This window comes from Nocardiopsis sp. NPDC055879 (genome assembly GCF_053615935.1).
Window position 1 is genome coordinate 285,649 of sequence record NZ_JBSHCT010000003.1, and the last position, 15,809, is coordinate 301,457.

Genomic DNA, 15,809 nt, shown 5'->3' on the forward strand with positions numbered 1-15,809 from the left:
ACCCTCAGCGTCCCTGCCCCGCGGGCACGAACACCCGCAGCGCCGCCGGACGCTTGCGGAACGACATCGTCGGCGAGCCCTCCATGACCTCGCCGTCCACCGCGATCAACCTCGGCCGGGAGGGGATGGCCAGGGTCAACGACTCGACCAGGCGTTCGCTGTAGCCCCGCCCCGACAACGGCCGCCCCAACAGGACGTCCATCAGGGCGCGCAACCGGGGGAACGGGTACCGGGCGCACAACACCCGCACGTCCAAACGTCCATCGTCCAGATGCTCGCGCAGCCCCGGCACCCGCGCGTGCGTCCGGTACCGGCAGTTGCCCACGAACGCCCACCACACCTTGGCCGGACGTCCGTCCACCAGGGCCGGGGTGGGCCGCACCTCCCGCAGGTCCCGCCACAGCGCCAACGCGAACGCCGGCCACTTGCCGATCCGCTGCTCCCACCGGTCCCGATGCTCCACCATGTGCGGATAGGACCCGAACGAGGAGGTGTTGAGGAAGACGTGCCCGTCGACCTCGCCCACGTCCACCCGCGCCAGACGGCGGTCGGCGAAGGCGCGCAACGAGATGTCCACCGAGGTCAGCCCCAGGGTGCGGGCGAAGTTGTTCAGGGTGCCGTCCGGTAGTACCAACAGGGGACGGTCGTGCGCCAGTGCGGCGGTCGCACCGGCGTTCACCGTGCCGTCGCCGCCCGCCACCGCCAGCACCTCGCAGTCGCGTGCGGCCTTGTCCATCACCTCCAGGATGTCGTCGTCGGCCGACATCGGCATGATCCGTGCTCGGGGCAGTTGCCGGGCCACCCGGGTGGTGGTGTCGGTCATGGAGAGACTGGGCAGGGCGCCTTCGGCCGAACGCGGATTGAGCACCAGCGTCACCCCGGCCCCTTCCGGGTCCACGTCGGCCTCGCCGGCGGGGACGGTGCTCGCGCCGTGCACGAGTTCGGGCCTGGGCGGGATGAGCGCCCGCGCGGCCAGGGCGGAGACGAACCCGACCGCCATCCCGCCGAGCACGTCGCCCGGGTAGTGCACGCCGCTGTGCACCCGTGAGAACCCCACCGCGCCGGCCAGCGCGATCACCAGCGCCGACAGGGGCCTGGGCGCGTCCGCGGCCACCCCACCGGCGAACCCGAACGCGGCGGCGGTGTGCCCGGAGGGGAAGGAGGAACTCAAGTAGGCCCGGTAGGGGAACCTCGCGGCGGGGATCGCCGAACTGTCCGGTCGGGGCCGCCGCGCCAGGTACTTGATCCCGGAGGCGGCGGCGTTGGCCAGGCCGGCCGCGGCGATGGCCCGCAGCGCGGTGCGCCGCAACCTGGGACCGCCGGTGACCGCGAGGGTGGCCGAGACCATCATCCAGGGGGCCATGTGGTCGGTGGCCTGAACGAACCGCGGCGTGTAGCCGTCCAGCCGTGGGGTGCCCACCCGGGTCACCCTGTCGTAGACGCTCTTGTCGATGCGTTGTAGGTGACGCAGGATTCGCATGCGCCCAGCCTGGTGGGAATCGGATGAGTTGTCCATTCCCTCGGCGGCGACGAAGGGCCCGGCGGGATCCGCCGCCGGACCGGTGACCGGAATCGGCCCTGTGGATCACGTTTCGGAGGGGTCCTGGGCGAGTAGGGTTCTGGGCGCGTTCCCCCAAGGAAAGGCGCCCATGACCACCAACGAGAGCCCCGAACAGACCCACGTCGTGGTCCTGCACTCCTCCGGTCCCCTCGACACCGACCTCGCACGGGCCTACCCCGAGCACCGGGTCACCGTCCTCACCGACGGCCTCCCGGTGGTGGTCGGGGAGGACGTCACCCCACCCGACACGGTGTCCATGCCGCGCGGCGAGTGGCACGACCAGCTCGCCCGATGGGCGCGGGGCGGACCGGTCGAGGTGGTGACCTTCGACGAGACCTGCGCGGCGGCCTGCGACGAGTTGCGTTCCGCCCTCGGACTCGGCCCGCGGCCCTCCGAGAAGGTCTGACGCCGAACCCCGAGTTCGCGCCGCCCACCGGGGCCGCGACCGTGCCCGCCCCGGACACCTTCGCCGGGCCCGGACGGGGCGTACCGGGAGAACACGCCGACTTCCTTCGCCCACCCGGACCCGACGCCCGGTGGGTGTTCGAGGCGCTGGGCGTGGACTCCCGGGGCCGTGTCCTCTCCCACCTCACCGCCGTCCACGCCCTCGTCCCCTGACCCACGCCTTGCCACGGGACCCATCCGCCCGGCCCTTGGCACCGAATACCTCGTGATGGTCGCACCACCCCACACGAGAGGGCGCATGAGCACACACCACAGACGGCGGGTCGCGGTGATCGGCGGCGGGATCTCCGGGCTCACCGCCGCCCACGTCCTGCACCGTCACGACGACGTCACGCTGTTCGAGGCCGACGACCGGCTCGGCGGACACGCCCACACCCACGACGTTCCCGGGCCCGACGGCGAACCACTGGGCGTGGACAGCGGCTTCATCGTCCACAACCGCCGCACCTACCCCCACCTGCTGCGCCTGTTCGACGAACTCGACGTCCCCACCCGCCCCACCGAGATGAGCCTGTCGGTGAGCTGCGCCGGTTGCGGACTGGAGTACGCGGGAGCCCGAGGACTCCGGGCCATGTGGCCCGACCGTTCCAGGGCGAGCGTCGACTACCTGCGCATGCTCGCCGACGTCCCCCGCTTCCACCGGGCCGCGAACCGCCTGCTCCGAACCGCCCGACGCCTGGACGAAGAGCGGGGCGCGGTCGGTCCCAGCCTCGGCGCCTTCGTCGAACGCCACCGCTTCACCCCCTACTTCACCGCCCACTTCCTGCTCCCGTTGGTCTCGGCGGTCTGGTCCTGCCCGGCGGGCACCGCCCTGGAGTACCCGGCCCGCCACCTGTTCACCTTCCTGGAACACCACGGCATGCTCGGGATCTGGGGGTCACCCCGCTGGCGCACGGTCGAGGGCGGCTCGCACACCTACGTCGAACGGGTGGCCAAGAACCTGCGCTCGGTCCGCACCGGCACCCCGGTGCGCGGGCTGGCCAGGAGCGAGGGCGGCGTACGGGTGCGCACCGACTCCGGAACGGCCGATTTCGACGCCGCCGTGGTCGCCACCCACGCGGACCAGGCCCTGGACCTGCTGGAGGAGCCCACGGACACCGAACGCGAGGTACTGGGCGCCTTCACCTACACGCGCAACCGCACCCTGCTGCACACCGACACCTCCGTACTACCCGACGACCGCGCCACCTGGGCGTCCTGGAACCACCGGTTGCCCGCCTGCGCCCCTGGCCGCGCCCCCGTTCGGGTCGGATACCACATGAACCGGCTTCAGGGGCTGCCGGAGGGGGACGACTACATCGTGACGCTCAACGACGACGCGGACGTGGACCCCGCGAAGGTGGTGGCCGCGATGGACTACGCCCACCCGGTCTTCACCCCCGAGTCGGTCGCGGCCCAGAGTCGTCTGCGCTCCCTGGACGGCCCCACCCTCGCCTACGCCGGCGCCCACTACGGCTGGGGCTTCCACGAGGACGGATGCCGGGCCGGCGCGGAAGCCGCCGCGGCCCTGGGCAGGGTCTGGTGAGGCGCACACCCGCCTTGTACGAGGCGACCGTCCGCCACGTGCGGTCGGCCCCGGTGCGGTACGCCTTCGCCCACCGCACCCTCTACTGGTTCGTCGACCTGGACCACCCGCCGCGACCGCCCCGGCTCCTGCGTCCGCTGGCCGGCTTCCACCCCGCCGACCACGGTTCCGGGCGGGCGGCCACGATCCGCGCCGATCTGGACTCCTACCTGCGCGACCGGGGCGTGGAACCGCCCGGCGGGCGCGTGTTCATGCTCGCCCACCCCCGCGTGTTCGGATACGTGTTCAATCCACTGACCGTGTACTGGTGCCATGACCCCCACGGTGTGTCGCGGGTGGTGGTCGCCGAGGTGCACAACACCTACGGCGACCGCCACCGCTACCTCCTGCGCCCCGACGAACGCGGCCGGGCCCGAGTGGACAAGGCCCTGTACGTGTCCCCGTTCAACGACGTCGACGGCCACTATCGGCTCTCCCTGCCCGAACCCGGCGAGCGGTTGGACCTGACCGTGACCCTGCACCGCGAGGGACATCCGCCCTTCACCGCCTCGGTACGCGGCCTGCGACGTCCCCTCACCCGGGCCACCCTGCTGTGGCTGAACCTGCGCTACCCGATGGCGCCACTGGTCGACGCGGCGCGTATCCGCCTCCACGGCATCCGGCTCTACCTGCGTGGCCTGCCCGTACGGGAGCGGCCCGTCCACCGCTCGGATCACGAACCGCGAGGAGCACGTCAATGACCACCGTCGAAGCCACCTCCCCGAACGCCGAACGCTGGCCCGACGTGGCCCGGGTGCCGCGCAGTGGGCTGCGCACCGCCGTGGCCCGCCTGGTGACGGCCCGGGCGGTCCCACTGGCCGGTATCCGTGTGCACACCGGCACCGTCGCATCGCCCGCCGATGGGAACACCCCCGTGCTGTGGCTGCGCGACCCCGAGGCCTTCCACGCCCGCCTGGCCCACGACGGCCTCATCGGGTTCGGTGAGTCGTACATGGCGGGGGAGTGGGACTCACCCGACCTCGTCGCCCTGCTCACCCGCCTGGCCGACCACTACGAACGACTCGTCCCCCGAGCCCTGCAACCACTGCGACACGTCACGCTGCCGCGCCGCCCCGACTCCGACCGCAACACGAGGGCGGGAGCGCGCCGCCACATCAGCCACCACTACGACCTGTCCAACGACCTGTTCGCGCTGTTCCTGGACCGCACCATGACCTACTCGTCGGCGCTGTTCACCGCCGACGACCCGCGCGATGCCCACGGACTGGCCCGAGCCCAGGAACGCAAGATCGACCGGCTCCTGGACTCCGCCCGGGTGGAGGAGGGCACCGAACTCCTGGAGATCGGCACCGGCTGGGGCGAACTGGCCGTTCGGGCCGCACGACGCGGCGCCCGCGTCACCTCCATCACCCTGTCCACCGAGCAACGCGACCTGGCCCGCGCCCGCGTCGCCGAAGCCGGGATGAGCGACCGCGTCGACGTGCGCCTGTGCGACTACCGCGACGCCACCGGTTCCTACGACGCCGTGGTCAGCTGCGAGATGATCGAGGCGGTGGGCGAGAAGTACTGGACCGCCTACGTCACCGCCCTGGACCGCCTCACCCGGCCCGGCGGCAGGGTGGCGCTCCAGTGCATCACCATGGAGCACGCCATGATGCGCGCCTCGCGCGGCTCCTACACCTGGATGCACAAGTACGTGTTCCCCGGCGGACTCATCCCCTCGATCACCGCCCTGCGCAGAGAGTTCTCCGCCCACACCCGACTGCGCGTCACCCACCGGCGCGCCTTCGGCCGGGACTACGCCGACACCCTGGCCGTGTGGCGCCGCACCTTCGTCGACGCGGCCGACCAGGTCCGCGAACTGGGCTTCGACCCCGTCTTCCACCGCATGTGGACCTTCTACCTGGCCTACTGCGAGGCCGGATTCCGGTCCGCGATCATCGACGTCGAACAGATCACCCTGGAGCGTCCCGCATGACCACCACCCGTGCCGCTACCGACGCCACCGCCCGACCCGGGGGAGACCCAGGCACACGAGGGGCGGCCCACCTGCTGGGCCCCCTGATCGCCGCCTTCTTCAACGGGGTACCACCGGTGCGGCTGCGCACCTGGGACGGCAGCGAGTACGGCCCCGCGAACGCGCCGCGCGTGACGGTACGCGACCGCGACGCCCTGCGCCACGTGCTGGCCCGCCCCGGAGAACTGGGCCTGGCCCGCGCCTACGTCACCGCAGGCCTGGAGGTCGAGGGCGACCTCACCGACGCCCTGCGCCGCGTATGGGCCTCGGTGCGCGAACACGGTACCTCGGTGCCGGGGCCGCTCGACTGGGCACGCGTGGCCCACGTCGCCCTGGTCCTGGGCCTGGTGGGACCACCACCCGCCGCGCCGTCCGTCGAGGCGTGCATGGGAGGGCGGCTCCACAGCCGCGAACGCGACGCCGCCGCCGTCGCCCACCACTACGACGCCGGCAACGACCTCTACGAACTCCTGCTCGACGAGACCATGGCCTACTCCTGCGCCTACTGGGACCCCGACCGGCCCGAGCAGACCCTGGCCCAGGCCCAACGCGCCAAACTCGAACTCATCTGCGCCGATCTCGGACTCCGCGCCGGCGACCGGCTGCTGGACGTGGGCTGCGGCTGGGGTTCGCTCACCCTGCACGCCGCCCGCGAGCACGGGACGCGGGTGCACGCGGTGACCCTGTCGGCCCGTCAACGCGACCACGTGGTCGAACGCGCCGCCGCGGAGGGGCTGGACCACCTGGTGGACGTGCGCCTGCTGCACTACCGCGACATCGCCGACGACACCTTCGACGAACCCGTCGGGCGCGGGTTCGACGCCGTGGCCACCGTGGAGATGGGCGAACACGTGGGCCGCGACGCCTACGGGCCCTTCACCCGCCGGCTCCACGACCTGCTGCGTCCGGGCGGCTCCCTGCTGGTACAGCAGATGTCCCGACGCGGATCCCACCCCGGTGGCGGCCCGTTCATCGAGCGCTACATCGCCCCCGACATGCACATGCGCCCGCTCGGTGAGACCGTCGCGCTCATCGAGGACGCCGGGTTGGAGGTGCGAGGCGTGCGGGCGCTGCGCGAGAACTACGTGCGTACCGCCCGCGCCTGGTCCGAGGAGCTGGAACGCCGATTCGACGAACTGGTGCGGATCGCCGGCCCGCAGACCGCGCGGGTGTGGCGGCTGTACCTGGCCGGGGGAGCGCTCGCCTTCGAGGAGGGGCGCATGGGCGTCGACCAGATCCTGGCCCACCGCCCCGAGGATCCCACGTGAGCGTGGGCGCCGCCCTGGCCCTCAACCTGGGGGTGACCGCGCTGGTCCTGGCCGCCGTCATGCTCACCACCTTCGCGATCGGGGTGCGGCTGGGCCGGCACAGCGTCGTCGACTCCGCCTGGGGCGCGGCCTTCGCGGCCACAGCGGTGACCACCGGGGTGGTGGTCACCGCCACCGGACACGGCGACCCGACCCGCGTCTGGCCGCTGGTCGCGCTGACCACCGTGTGGGGGCTGCGCCTGGCGGTGCACATCGGTCTGCGCGGCCGGGGCAAGGGCGAGGACCCGCGCTACGAGAGGTTCCTGTCCAACGCGCCCGGCGACCCGAACCTCTACGCGCTGCGCGTGGTCTACCTGCTCCAGGGAGCCTTGGTGTGGCTGATCTCCACGCCGATCCAGGTGGGCGCGTTCACCTCCCAGGCCTTCGGGTGGCCGGCCGCGCTCGGCGTGCTGTTGTGGCTGACCGGGTTCCTGTTCGAGTCCGTGGGAGACGCCCAGCTCTCCCGGTTCAAGGCCGACCCCGACAACAAGGGCCGGATCATGGACCGTGGCCTGTGGGCGTGGACCCGCCACCCCAACTACTTCGGCGACGCGTGCGTGTGGTGGGGCCTGTTCCTGGTCGCCGCGGGTTCGTGGTGGGTCCTGTTCACCCTGCCCGCCCCACTGGTGATGACCTACCTGCTCACCCGGGGATCGGGCCAACGGCTCATGGAGGAGCACATGGCCGGTCGTCCCGGCTGGGCCGAGTACACCGAACGCACCAGTGCCTTCTTCCCCCTACCGCCCAAGCGGGACCCCCACGCCTGAAGGGACGGGGCCGGGGCGTGCCGGGCCACGGGCACGCCCCGGACGGTGGCTCGGATCACCGGCTCAGGCCATGGACTCAGACCGACGGGACCTGACCACCGTCGACCCGGATGACCGAACCGTTCACGTACGCGGCCTGCCTGCTCGCCAGGAAGGCCGCCACCGCGCCGTACTCGGCCGGGTCGCCGTAACGGCCCGCGGGGATCGAGGCGCGGCCCTTCGCCTGGGCCTCCTCCACCGAAAGGCCCTCACGTTCGGCCCGGGCGCGGTCCAACGAGTCCACCCGTGGGGTGGCGATCCGGCCCGGCACGATGACGTTGGCGGTCACCCCGTCCGCGGCGACCTCCGTGGCCACCGTCTTGGACCAGGAGTGCAGTGAGGCCCGCAGCGTGTTGGACACGCCCAGGTTCGGGATGGGGGCGATCGGACCCGAGGAGGTGCTCGTGATGATCCGCCCCCAACCGCGTTCGCGCATCCCGCCCACGACCGCGTCGGTCAGTTCGATCACCGGCAGCACCATCGCCGCGTACATGTCCCGCCACAGGGCCGGCTCCTGACCCAGGGCCGGCGTGGGCGGTGGCCCACCGGTGTTGTTGACCAGGATGTCCACCGGACCCAGGTCGGCGGCGACCCGCTCGGCGACCTCTCGGGCGCGTCCGTGCTCGGCCAGGTCCCACTCGATGCCCACGGCTTCCACACCCGTGGCCCGGCAGGCGTCGACGGTGGCCCGGAGACGTTCGGAGTCACGGCCGGTCACGGCCACCTTAACCCCCTCCGCCGCCAGCGCGAGCGCCATGGCCCGGCCCAGCCCCGAACTGGCCGCGGTCACCAGCGCGACCCTGCCGGTGATTCCCAGATCCATCTCGTCTCCTCCACTGCGGTCCGGCGATGTTCTGGGAATCCTGGCAGATGCCGGAACCCCCGTGTCAGCTCGGGTTAGGGGTCACGACCGCTCGACCGTTGACCTCGCCCGCCTCCAGCTTCCGGTACGCCTCCAAGGCATCGTCCATGGAGAAGCGCTCCACGTCCGGGCGGATCTGCCCGGCCTTGTACATCTCCACCACCTCCCACAGCTCCGCGACCGAACCCCAGTAGGTGTTGGTCATGTGGGTCTCGTAGGGGTTGGTGAAGAACGAGAACTCGTGGGTGCCGCCCGCGATGCCCACGATGGTGCAACGACCGCCCTGCGCCATGGAGGCCGCGGCCGCGGACACCGTCGGGGCCGCACCCACGAAGTCGAAGGCCGCGTCCACACCGTGCCCACCGGTGAGCGCGCGGATCTTCTCCACCTGGTCCTCCCCGGCGCCGACGGTGATCGCGCCCTCCGCCTCGGCGCGGGCGCGCGCGTCCTCCTTGACGTCGGTGGCGATGACCGTGGCGCCGGTCAACGCCCGCAGGATCTGCACCCCGATCAGGCCGAGGCCGCCCAGCCCGATGGCCAGCGCGTACCGACCACCGCCGGCCAGGTACGGAAGCGCCTCCTTGATCGCGTGGTAGGGGGTCAGGCCCGCGTCGGCCAACGGGGCCGCGGCCACCGGGTCGGCGTCGCCCAGCGGGACCAGGTGCCGGGCGGGCACCGTCATGTACTCGGCCATGCCGCCGTCCCGGCCCAGCCCCACCGCCAGGTACGGCAGGGACGCGGCGTTCTCGCAGTAGGTCTCCACCCCCTGGGCGCACTGGCGACAGTGCCAACAACCGATCGGACCGTAGACCAGGTACGCGGCGCCCACCTGGATCCGCTCGCTCACGCCCGGGCCGAGCGCCTCGACCCATCCGGCGTTCTCGTGCCCCAGGACGAACGGCGGCTTCTGGGCGCCGGGCTGCCCTTTCTCGAACACCCGGTAGACGCTGATGTCGGAGTGACACGCCCCGGCGCCGGCCACCCGCAGGAGCACCTCTCCCGGCCCCGGCTCCGGTTTGGGCACCTCGGTGAGTGAAGGGAACTCCTTGTAGTTCTCGAACACCACTGCGCGCATGTGCGAACTCCCTCGAACAAGGTTCGGTGCCCTCTGTCGGACACCGGCGAACCGGGCCACGTGAGACGCCCTCTCGCCCACGCGAAAGTAACACCGGTGATCACGGTGCGTCACCCAAGGGGTACGCACGGAATCGTCCGCATTGTTTGACCCGCTCACGTCCACCGAGGCGATGAGTTCGGCCCACCACCCGGGTCCACACGGGTGAGACACCGACCTTCGATGAGACAGGGCCTTCGAGGAGGACCACATGTTCGACACCACCCGGGCCTTCGGCTCCTTCGCCGTCCCCGACCCCGACACCGCCCTGGAGTTCTACGGCACCACCCTGGGCCTGGACGTCCGGCCGGTACCGGGGATGGAAGGGCACGGCCTGCTCCAGATCGACCTGAGCAAGGACCACGGAGTGCTCGTCTACCCCAAACCCGACCACGCGCCCGCGGTGTTCACCGTCCTCAACCTTCCGGTCGACGACATCGACGTCGCCGTCGACGAACTCGTCCGCCGCGGGATCACCATGCTGCGCTACGAGGAGTTCCGGCACGACGCCAAGGGGATCGTCCGTGAGGGCGGCGGACCCCTGGTCGCCTGGTTCACCGATCCGGCGGGCAACGTCATCGGCCTCATCCAGGAGTGACACGTCCGCGATGAGTCCGCCGCCTCCGCCGAGTCGGATACGGGTGAACGAGCAGACCAACGACACCACAGGGAGAACCTCGTGAAGAACACCGTCCTCGACAGCATGCTCCTGGCCAGCACCGATCCCGACCGCCTGCGCGACTGGTACGCCGCCGTGCTCGACCCGGTCCAGAACGACACCATGGACGACTACCGGGTGCTCAGGTTCGGGAACTTCTACATGATGATCGACCGTCGCGACGACATCGGGCCCAGGGCCACCGACGCACCTCGGATGATCCTCAACTTCGACGTCGCCGACGCACGAGACGTCGTGGCCCGCATGGAGGAGCTGGGCACCCCGTGGGTCGCCCCGCTGGAAGACCGTGACGGGAGCCTGTTCGCCACCGCCCAGGACCCCGACGGCAACTACGTGCAGATCGTCCAGCTCAGCCCCGAACACCTGGCCGCCATGGAGGCCACGCCCCAGGAGGCCTGAGAACGGAGGAGGTCCACGCCACCGGTGGTCGGCGCCCGGCGGAGGGTGCCGGCCACCGGCCCATGGGCTCACCGGAAGAAATTCCGGCAAAGGAACGACCACGCCCGATCCGTTCTGTCTTAGGTGCGGCGTAGCGTGACGACCGTGGTTGAGCAAACGACGATCGACCAGGACTTCGCGCGGCTCATCGGCCCCTACCGCCGAGAGCTGTACGCGCACTGTTACCGCATGCTCGGTTCGGCGCACGACGCCGAGGACCTGGTCCAGGAAACCTGTCTACGCGCCTGGAAGGGGATCGACCGCTTCGAGGGGCGCTCCAGCCTGCGCACCTGGCTGCACCGCATCGCCACCACGGTGTGTCTGACCGCCCTGGACAAACGTGGGCGCAGGCCCCTGCCCACGGGCCTGGGCGGGCCGACCGAGCGCCCCGAGTCCCAGCTGGCCGACGGCTCGGAGGTCCCCTGGCTGGAACCGATGCCGGACCGCCTCGGGGTGGGCGTCGACGATCCTGGAACCGTGGTGGTCGACCGCGAGAGCGTCCGCCTCGCCCTGGTCGCCGCCCTGCAATACCTTCCCGCCAAACAGCGCGCCGTGCTGATCCTGCGCGAGGTACTGCGGTTCAGCGCCGCCGAGGTCGCCCAGATCCTGGACACCTCCGTCCCGGCGGTCAACAGCCTGTTGCAGCGGGCCCGTGCCCAGCTGGCCAAGGAACTTCCACAGGAGGATCGGGTTCCCGCGCCCAGGGCCGACCAGCGTGAGCTCTTGGAGCGGTACGTCACCGCGTTCGAGAGCTACGACATCGGCGCGCTCACCGAGCTGTTCACCGCCGAGGCGGCCTTCGAGATGCCACCGTTCGCCACCTGGGTACGCGGACCCGAGAACATCGTGCGGCTCGTCCACGCCCAGTGCCCGGCCCAGGCGCCCGGTGACCTGGCTCTGGTGCCCACCGCCGCCAACGGACAGCCCGCCTTCGCCATGTACCTGCGCGACGAGGACGGCGTATACCGGGCCTTCGGCATCCACGTGCTCGCCATGACGGGGGAGGGGATCGGACACTGCTCGGTCTTCTTCGACACCACCCTCTTCCCGCTCTTCGGCCTGGACCCGGTACTGCACCGCTGACCTGGACGCGGTCTTTCGGGTGGTGCGCCGAGCGCCGGGTTCGGCGGGCACCCGTGGCTGTACGATGACCGCGTCGACTTCGAACCGGCCCTCACCCGGGGGGCGAGCCCGCACACCGCCCAGAGCGCCCGCCCGTTCCCCTCCACGAACCCGTGAACCGAACCCGGCGGACGCCCGTCCCAGTAGTTCGGGCACCCGGGTGATTCAAGCCGGATCCGCCCCGATACCAGGCCTCGGTGGCCCCCTGGTCCGGCTAACGTGCTCAGGGGCCGACCGACCATGGCCCTACCACCTCATCACCCACCCGGATGGGAACCGCGTGAACAGCACCCCTGACCACCGAGACCTGCGCCTGATCGTCACCGGCGGCGGCACGGGCGGACACACCTACCCCGCGCTGACCGCGATCAACGCCCTGCGCAAGCGCCTGGAGACGACCGGCAACTCTCTCGAAGTGCTGTGGGTGGGCGCCGCGGGCAGCCTGGAGAAGAGGGTGGCGACCGCCAACGGGATCGCGTTCGAAGCGGTGGCCACCGGCAAGATCCGCCGGTCCAAGAACCCCCTCAAACTGGCTTCTCCCGCCAACATCAAGGACATGACCAACGTGCCCCGGGGCGTGGCCCAGGCCTGCAAGCTCGTGTCCGACTTCGAACCCGACGTCGTGCTGGCCACCGGTGGATACGTCGCCGTGCCCGTCGGCCTGGCCGCCCGCATGTGCCGCAAGCCCCTCGTCGTCCACGAACAGACTGTCCGTCTGGGGCTGGCCAACAAGGTCCTGGCCCGCGCCGGTGCCCAGATCGCGGTGTCCGCCGAGTCCTCCGTGGAGTTGCTGCCCGACTCCTCCCAGGGCGACGCCGTCGTCACCGGCAACCCCGTCCGCCCCGAGGTCCTCACCGGCCGGGCCGAACTCGGTGCCAAGGGCCTGGGCTTCGAGGGCTACGACGCCCAGTTGCCCACCATCTACGTCACCGGTGGCGCGCAGGGGTCGGCCCAGATCAACGACAACGTCCGGGCCATCCTGCCCTGGCTGCTCGCGCGGGCGAACGTGGTCCACCAGTGCGGAGCGGCCAACGTCGCGGGTCTCCGGGAGAGCGCTCAGCAGCTCCCGCCCGGTTTGGCCGAGCGCTACCACCTGACCGACTTCGTCGGCCCCGAGCTGCCCGACGTGCTCGCGATGGCGGACGTGGTGATCTCCCGCAGCGGTGCGGGGACCATCGCCGAACTCACCGCCCTGGGCAAGGCCGCGGTGTTCATCCCGCTGGCTTCCTCGGCCGGTAACGAGCAGGCCCACAACGCCCGCCACTTGCAGGAGTCCAACGCGGCGGTGGCGCTGCTGGGTGAGGTCACCCCCGAGAGCCTTCAGGGCGCGGTGGAGCCGTTGCTGAAGGACTCCGCCCGACGCGAGGAGATCGCCACCAACGCCCGCGCCCACGGGCGTCCGGACGCGGCGGAGCGTCTGGTGGACGTGTTGCTGACCGCCGCAGGTTAATTCGCTCGACAAGCATCAGGCCCCACCCGCAGACGAGAGGGTGGGGCCTGAGCGCTGTATTTGGGAAATGGTGTCTTAACGAAGGTCTGCCTTGGTGGTATCGAGGAAGGTCCGCCACTCGCCGGCACCGAAGAAGAGCGCACCGAGTTCACGGTGCTTGGTGTCGCGCATGGCTCTTTCCTGGCCCAGGTCGGCCACCTCGACACAATGGCTCTCGGTGGCGCTGTAGGAAGACTTGTGAAACTCCACGTCAGACTTCTTTCATAAGGTTTTTTAGTGCCTTTAGGGATTCGTTCTCGCTCAGGGCCGACCGCATCAAAGAGGTGAGTACCTGACGATAGTCATCGACTTCCTCTTTTTTCTCCAGGAACGTGCCCCCAGTGCGCCCTTCCAGATACACGAGCGAGGGGTCGGACTCGTCGGCGTAGTCCAGGATGACAAAGCCGGATCCCATGGAAGCGTGTAGCCCAGCGCTGAGCGGTAGCACTTGCAGGGTGACTCTGTTGACGCCTTCGCTCAGATCGATGAGGTGCGAGATCTGCTCTTTGGCTACCTCGGGGGAGTGAGACAGCCGCAGGAGTGCACTTTCATCCACGATGGCCAAGAGGTTGAGGTCGTCGCGAAGAAGTTTCTTGCGTTCTAGACGTGCTGCGATGACCTGATCGATGTCGTCTTCGGTGACCGCGCCACTCGCCCGTGCGGAAAGCGCAGCGTACCCGGCGGTTTGAAATAGTCCAGGGATGACGGACGGCTGGTAGACGCTAACGGTGGAGGCCTCCGCTTCGAATCCCAGATAGTCGGCGTCGAGGACACTGCTGTAGCTGTGCCACCAACCTTTCTCCCGAGCCTGGCGGCCTAATGCGAGGACGGCATCGACCTTTTTGGTGTCCTCGATTCGATACAGGCGCATGAGGTCTCTGAGCGCGCTGGGGTCGGTCCTGTGCCTGCCGTTCTCAAGATGATTGATTCGCCCAGCGGCCCAGCCAAGCTCTCGCGTGACCTGTGTGGTCGACAGCTCCGCAGCTTCTCGGAGTCTACGAAGCTCGCGAGCCAGGCGGCGGCGACGCACGGTCGGTGAAGGCCTCTTGCTCATGGGGGAGATGCTAGCGGTCGACGAAGCAGACATACTCATCAATATAGGAGATCTACTTGATCTTATCAATTGATAAGTCCATCCTGGTGTCAGCAGGGAAGAGGATGACGCAGCTCTTGGGGCTGCTCAGGTCCGCACACGAGCCCGAATGCTGTGGATGTGGGACGAACCGGAAGCGTCAGAGCCTGTCCTTGCCACCGGGAGAGCGCCAGCTCATGACCGGAACAGCTTCCCTACGGGTGGCTGACACGAAAGTGGGCTCTGGGGGCGATTGCGGCGCCTCCAGAGCCCAACGACAACACAGGACTCTCTCCATAAGGAGTTGTGCGTCATGCCCATTGTGCCGCGTTCCCGCGCGCCTTTCCACACCCCCACCCCGCCCTTCGCCGGGCGACGGTGGGCCGGTCGCGTCTACCCCGGTGACTTGGCTCAAGCCGCTTGGGTTCGAGAAGACCTGCGCGCCGACCTGCACCGCCTCGAAGGTCTCTGCTCGGACCAGTCCGAGACCATCGTTCTCTGCGCCAGCGAGATGTTCGCCAATGCTTGCGATCACTCCCGCTCCGGCCAACACGACGGTCGGGTGCTGCGCACCTTGTCCATGCCCACCGCACACACCCTGTGCGTGTCCACCATTGACGACGGTGCCCGCGAAGAAGCTCCCACCCTCCCGCGCATCCCGCACCAGCGCACCGCCACCGAATGGGAGGAGGCCGAACGCGGCCGTGGACTGTTGCTCATCGAACATCTGGCCACCCGCTGGGGGAGTCGACCGGTGGTGGACTTTCCGTTCTGCGCCGGGCTGGGCACCCTCGTATGGGCTGAATTCACCCTCACCACCACGGAGGCCGACCGGTGAGCGCCGACCCGATCTCCTCCGAGATGCGCGCGGTGCTGGAGGCACCCCGAGGCCGCCGATTCTCCCGCACCCACCCGGCACCGCCACGTCGCGAACAGCGCCGGGTGGCCCTCCTCGACGGATGGAGTGCTTGGGCGCCCCAACGTCCACACGAACCCACGCCCACACCCGGCCGGCCGCCGAAACCCCTGGTCCCGCACCCCCGACCGGCCCCTGACGACGGCCCGTGGGTGCCTCGCCCACGCCCAGAACGCCCGCCGCTCCCGCGTCGCCCCCGGCGTCCGCACAGCCACCGCAAGCCCCGCCGACGCCGCCGCATCGCCTGGCCCCTGTTCGGCTACACCCTGGCAGCCTTAGCCGGTGCCTTCGCCCACCACCTCACCGCCGGATTGCTGTAACGCCACGGCTGTCCCTCAAAGCTGGGGCTCCTCCGATACCGTTGACAACAGCGTGAGGAGCCCCGAAGGCTCGATTAGTCCCCTTTGTGAAGAAAAGGTCCTGGTGTCCAACTCTC

General features: G+C 70.1%; 18 protein-coding genes. 13 read left to right on the top strand and 5 right to left on the bottom strand.

Features of this window, described 5'->3' with window-relative positions; all coding sequences use genetic code 11:
- Positions 1-4: 4 nt before the first annotated feature.
- Complete coding sequence (locus tag ACWGKS_RS05315; RefSeq protein WP_358515848.1) at positions 5-1,480, bottom strand: bifunctional phosphatase PAP2/diacylglycerol kinase family protein; 1,476 nt, start codon at positions 1,478-1,480, stop codon at positions 5-7.
- Between the two features lie 169 nt (positions 1,481-1,649).
- Here ACWGKS_RS05315 and ACWGKS_RS05320 point away from each other — a divergent pair, with 169 nt between their 5' ends.
- The 7 genes from ACWGKS_RS05320 (at position 1,650) to ACWGKS_RS05350 (ending at position 7,642) form a co-directional block, all read left to right on the top strand.
- Entirely contained in the window at positions 1,650-1,967 is a 318-nt protein-coding gene (locus ACWGKS_RS05320; RefSeq protein WP_358515845.1) for a hypothetical protein, read from the top strand.
- 41 nt (positions 1,968-2,008) lie between these two features.
- Positions 2,009-2,179, top strand: coding sequence for a hypothetical protein (locus ACWGKS_RS05325; RefSeq protein ID WP_452521814.1), 171 nt, complete (start codon positions 2,009-2,011; stop codon positions 2,177-2,179).
- 85 nt (positions 2,180-2,264) lie between these two features.
- Complete coding sequence (locus ACWGKS_RS05330; RefSeq protein ID WP_452521815.1) at positions 2,265-3,551, top strand: NAD(P)/FAD-dependent oxidoreductase; 1,287 nt, start codon at positions 2,265-2,267, stop codon at positions 3,549-3,551.
- Positions 3,503-4,291, top strand: coding sequence for a DUF1365 domain-containing protein (locus ACWGKS_RS05335; RefSeq protein ID WP_358515836.1), 789 nt, complete (start codon positions 3,503-3,505; stop codon positions 4,289-4,291). The genes ACWGKS_RS05330 and ACWGKS_RS05335 overlap by 49 nt, the downstream gene beginning before the upstream one ends.
- Entirely contained in the window at positions 4,288-5,529 is a 1,242-nt protein-coding gene (locus ACWGKS_RS05340; protein ID WP_358515833.1) for a cyclopropane-fatty-acyl-phospholipid synthase family protein, read from the top strand. The genes ACWGKS_RS05335 and ACWGKS_RS05340 overlap by 4 nt, the downstream gene beginning before the upstream one ends.
- Entirely contained in the window at positions 5,526-6,836 is a 1,311-nt protein-coding gene (locus tag ACWGKS_RS05345; RefSeq protein ID WP_358515830.1) for a cyclopropane-fatty-acyl-phospholipid synthase family protein, read from the top strand. Before ACWGKS_RS05340 ends, ACWGKS_RS05345 begins: the two co-directional genes overlap by 4 nt.
- Positions 6,837-6,895: 59 nt before the next feature.
- Positions 6,896-7,642 (top strand): DUF1295 domain-containing protein, encoded by a 747-nt coding sequence (locus ACWGKS_RS05350; RefSeq protein ID WP_452521858.1) that lies wholly within the window; start codon positions 6,896-6,898, stop codon positions 7,640-7,642.
- A gap of 76 nt (positions 7,643-7,718) precedes the next feature.
- On the opposite strand, the gene ACWGKS_RS05355 is transcribed toward ACWGKS_RS05350, so the two are convergent.
- Both ACWGKS_RS05355 and ACWGKS_RS05360 read right to left on the bottom strand, forming a co-directional pair.
- Complete coding sequence (locus ACWGKS_RS05355; RefSeq protein WP_452521817.1) at positions 7,719-8,504, bottom strand: SDR family oxidoreductase; 786 nt, start codon at positions 8,502-8,504, stop codon at positions 7,719-7,721.
- A 64-nt stretch (positions 8,505-8,568) separates the two neighbouring features.
- A complete protein-coding gene (locus ACWGKS_RS05360; RefSeq protein ID WP_452521819.1) occupies positions 8,569-9,618 on the bottom strand; it encodes an NAD(P)-dependent alcohol dehydrogenase in 1,050 nt (349 codons plus the stop codon).
- 250 nt (positions 9,619-9,868) lie between these two features.
- Between ACWGKS_RS05360 and ACWGKS_RS05365 the strand changes: the two genes are divergently transcribed.
- From ACWGKS_RS05365 to ACWGKS_RS05380, 4 genes are all read left to right on the top strand, one after another.
- On the top strand, positions 9,869-10,255 hold the full coding sequence (locus ACWGKS_RS05365) for a VOC family protein (RefSeq protein ID WP_358516135.1): 387 nt from the start codon (positions 9,869-9,871) through the stop codon (positions 10,253-10,255).
- A gap of 81 nt (positions 10,256-10,336) precedes the next feature.
- Positions 10,337-10,735, top strand: a complete 399-nt coding sequence (locus ACWGKS_RS05370) for a VOC family protein (protein WP_358516132.1) — start codon at positions 10,337-10,339, stop codon at positions 10,733-10,735.
- 135 nt (positions 10,736-10,870) lie between these two features.
- On the top strand, positions 10,871-11,857 hold the full coding sequence (locus ACWGKS_RS05375) for a sigma-70 family RNA polymerase sigma factor (protein WP_358516130.1): 987 nt from the start codon (positions 10,871-10,873) through the stop codon (positions 11,855-11,857).
- A gap of 319 nt (positions 11,858-12,176) precedes the next feature.
- Complete coding sequence (locus ACWGKS_RS05380; RefSeq protein WP_358516127.1) at positions 12,177-13,346, top strand: UDP-N-acetylglucosamine--N-acetylmuramyl-(pentapeptide) pyrophosphoryl-undecaprenol N-acetylglucosamine transferase; 1,170 nt, start codon at positions 12,177-12,179, stop codon at positions 13,344-13,346.
- A 75-nt stretch (positions 13,347-13,421) separates the two neighbouring features.
- Here the strand turns inward: ACWGKS_RS05380 and ACWGKS_RS05385 are convergent, their stop codons facing one another.
- Positions 13,422-13,595 carry a DUF397 domain-containing protein gene (locus ACWGKS_RS05385; protein WP_358516124.1) on the bottom strand — a complete coding sequence of 58 codons (174 nt, stop codon included), beginning with the start codon at positions 13,593-13,595 and terminating at the stop codon, positions 13,422-13,424.
- Between the two features lies 1 nt (position 13,596).
- Entirely contained in the window at positions 13,597-14,439 is an 843-nt protein-coding gene (locus ACWGKS_RS05390) for a DUF5753 domain-containing protein (protein WP_358516121.1), read from the bottom strand.
- Positions 14,440-14,770: 331 nt separating this feature from the next.
- On the opposite strand from ACWGKS_RS05390, the gene ACWGKS_RS05395 reads away from it, so the two are divergent.
- Positions 14,771-15,295 carry an ATP-binding protein gene (locus ACWGKS_RS05395; protein WP_358516118.1) on the top strand — a complete coding sequence of 175 codons (525 nt, stop codon included), beginning with the start codon at positions 14,771-14,773 and terminating at the stop codon, positions 15,293-15,295.
- Positions 15,292-15,693, top strand: a complete 402-nt coding sequence (locus ACWGKS_RS05400) for a hypothetical protein (protein ID WP_358516116.1) — start codon at positions 15,292-15,294, stop codon at positions 15,691-15,693. The genes ACWGKS_RS05395 and ACWGKS_RS05400 overlap by 4 nt, the downstream gene beginning before the upstream one ends.
- The last annotated feature ends 116 nt before the right edge of the window (positions 15,694-15,809 follow it).